The organism is Paractinoplanes ferrugineus, from assembly GCF_016862195.1.
Lineage (GTDB): Bacteria > Actinomycetota > Actinomycetes > Mycobacteriales > Micromonosporaceae > Actinoplanes > Actinoplanes ferrugineus.
In genome coordinates, this window is record NZ_BOMM01000111.1 from 1 (window position 1) to 2355 (window position 2355).

At 66.8% G+C, this 2355-nt stretch carries 6 protein-coding genes; 4 read left to right on the forward strand and 2 right to left on the reverse strand.

Annotated elements, in window-relative coordinates:
* The 4 genes from Afe05nite_RS43430 to Afe05nite_RS43445 form a co-directional block, all read left to right on the forward strand.
* A partial coding sequence (locus tag Afe05nite_RS43430) for a hypothetical protein (RefSeq protein ID WP_203823211.1) occupies positions 1-192 on the forward strand: 192 nt, incomplete at its 5' end.
* The gene (locus Afe05nite_RS43435; protein ID WP_203823212.1) at positions 189-419 is read left to right on the forward strand and encodes a hypothetical protein; all 231 of its coding nucleotides are present in this window, start codon (positions 189-191) and stop codon (positions 417-419) included. The genes Afe05nite_RS43430 and Afe05nite_RS43435, both read left to right, overlap by 4 nt.
* 168 nt (positions 420-587) lie before the next feature.
* On the forward strand, positions 588-812 hold the full coding sequence (locus tag Afe05nite_RS43440; RefSeq protein ID WP_203823213.1) for a hypothetical protein: 225 nt from the start codon (positions 588-590) through the stop codon (positions 810-812).
* 44 nt (positions 813-856) lie between these two features.
* Positions 857-1522 carry a hypothetical protein gene (locus tag Afe05nite_RS43445; protein WP_203823214.1) on the forward strand — a complete coding sequence of 222 codons (666 nt, stop codon included), beginning with the start codon at positions 857-859 and terminating at the stop codon, positions 1520-1522.
* 33 nt (positions 1523-1555) lie between these two features.
* Here the strand turns inward: Afe05nite_RS43445 and Afe05nite_RS43450 are convergent, their stop codons facing one another.
* Both Afe05nite_RS43450 and Afe05nite_RS43455 read right to left on the reverse strand, forming a co-directional pair.
* Positions 1556-1909 (reverse strand): hypothetical protein, encoded by a 354-nt coding sequence (locus Afe05nite_RS43450; RefSeq protein ID WP_203823215.1) that lies wholly within the window; start codon positions 1907-1909, stop codon positions 1556-1558.
* 126 nt (positions 1910-2035) lie between these two features.
* The coding region (locus Afe05nite_RS43455; protein ID WP_203823216.1) for a hypothetical protein at positions 2036-2355 on the reverse strand (320 nt) is incomplete at its 5' end.

Below are 2355 nucleotides of genomic sequence, written 5' to 3' on the forward strand. Positions count from 1 at the left end.
AGCTCGATCAGGCCGGAGGCGGACTACGGGTTCGGCTACTGGGACGACGACGAGTTCATCTACGAACAGCGCGGGTTCCTGGCCCGGAAAGACCTGATCGCGGCGTGCCGCCGGCTGGCCGCGAACGACGAGCCGGGCGTGTGGGATCTACTGACGCCGTTCGAGGACGAGGCCGAGGTGCGGCGCAGGTGAGCCTCGCCGACATCAACCCGGAGTCGGTGCTGGCCGCGATCCGGGCCGGCCATCACACCCGCGCCGACCTGGCCGAGCACTTCCAGGTGCTGCCCACATCCCTGCATCTCGAGGACGCGATCGACGCGCTGAAGGCCGACCCGCCGCGGATCGTCGAGCACCCCAACAAGCATCTGCACCCTGCCGACCTGGACGAGTTCCTGCCCAACCACAACGAGGAGGCCTAGGGACCCTGATGACCATCGTGATCGCCGGGATCTACCTGTTCTACTGAACGTAGCAGGACAGCAGCCCCGGAGCCAACCGGCTCCGGGGCTGTTTCCGCTGGTAAACGACACGGTGGTAGTTCGTGAGTCAACTCCACAAGTCGCCAACCGGTGGCTACCGTCAAACCCGTGAAGATCCTCGGGGCGATGGGTACACCCGACGGCCGGTGGCGGTTCGAGGTTATCCGCGTCGGTCGGGAACAGCAGTTCCGCATGTTCAAGCAGGGCGAGCTGCTGCCGTACCGCGGGGCGATGGGGATCTTCGAGCACCTACTCACCGAAGACGGCTACCACATGGCCGACCTGATGGAACTGCCCATCGAGCAACCAAACGGACAACGAGGAGCAGCCTGACAGCCAGGCCTGCACGATCGTCTATCCGTCTACGCTGCGAGGCCGTGACCATCACCTATGCGGCAGAGTCGCCGACCTGGACCGACACCGGCACATTCTGGATCGCCCTGGCCGCCCTGCTCATCAGCGTCGTAGCTGCCGCGGCAGCTATCTGGTCGGCTGTGGCCGGCCATCGCTCGGCTAACCACGCCAAGACATCGGCCGAAGCGGCCAAGGACTCGGCCGGCACTGCCAGGGTTGCCGCCCGCGCTGCCGAGAAGTCCGCCGACGCTGACGGGAAGGTCGCCCAGGTGGAGCTCGGCCGTGACCACCGTGAGCTGGCGCCGTCCACCAACTGGGTGTCTTTCTCGGTCGCCCCGGACGGGCAGGGCAGCCACAACGCGTTCATCACCTTCACACCGCCGGAACGCGGCTACCTGCTGTTCGTGTCGACCCACCATGAGGGCAGCAGCGGAAGAATCACACGGCGGTCCTTCGTGCCAGTGCCGGCCGGAAAGCAGGAGCTCATTCAGATCGGGGAAAGCGGGCGAAAGTTGCCCGACTGGGTGGAGATGCGCATCTATCCGCCCGCCCCGGGTTCGGAAGGCGAAGCGTGGTCCTGCCCCTGCGGTTTGCCGACGACGACAACTGACATCGACGGTGGCGGTGGGCACTGGTTGCTGCGCGTTCCTGTAGAAGAGGGGGGCCTGCGTAGGGCGATGCACGGATAGATCCGGGTCAACCCGAGCCGCCTCGCAGCTCGGCTACTGGCCCGGGTCGTGCGGCGGGCTCTTCACGCTCGCACGACCGGTCGGCCGGTAGTTGAGGCGGCGCTCCAACTCCTCGTCCTGCATCCAGTACAGGGACTCGAGGCTGGTGGCGACACCCACCCCGATCGCCTGGCAGGTGGCGCACCCCGGTTCGGTGCAGTCGCGGTGCGCTTCCGCTATCCCGGCCACGATGCGCTGCAGGGCGCCGGTCACCCATCCCGTTGTGGCGCCGTGCCCGCCGATGGTGATGTCGGTGGCGTGAATCTCGAAGCAGGGTTGGGGCGGGTAGTCACCGGCGAGTTTCCCGGTGTTTTCGATGGCTTCTTGCAGGGCGGCGAGCCGGTCCATAGGTGACTCCTGGTGGCTGGAGGATCACTGTGGTCCCGACGGTATAGATCCGGGTTGGGGTGTTGGGATCGTCCGTAACGGCAGCTCGCCGCCGTTCTTCTCGGGTAGGGTCAGCCGTTCGGCCGATCAGACACCCGGTTGTTCCGGATTGCCCAGCGCCCGCCGTGCCGTTGACGCAACCGACTCCATGCCGATCACGAAGTCGCGGGCCTCCGCGTACTCGGCGATCGCCTCCAGCGCCCGCGTCTTGCGGTCCAGGTCGTTCGGCGGGGTGTACTCGTCCGACAGGTAGGCGGACTTACCCGCCTCAGTCAGCTGGGCGCGCAACGTCTTCGGCATGACACCGTGCATGACCTGGATCAGCCCGGCGGTCTCGAGTCCTTCCAGTTGACGCCTCAGGTCGGCGCGGAACGTCCACAGGATCTCCCCCGTGCGGGCGCGGGCGG

Excerpts from the sequence above, each read along its gene's own strand:
- Afe05nite_RS43450 (WP_203823215.1), bottom strand. The coding sequence starts at position 1,909 with ATGGACCGGCTCGCCGCCCTGCAAGAAGCCATCGAAAACACCGGGAAA.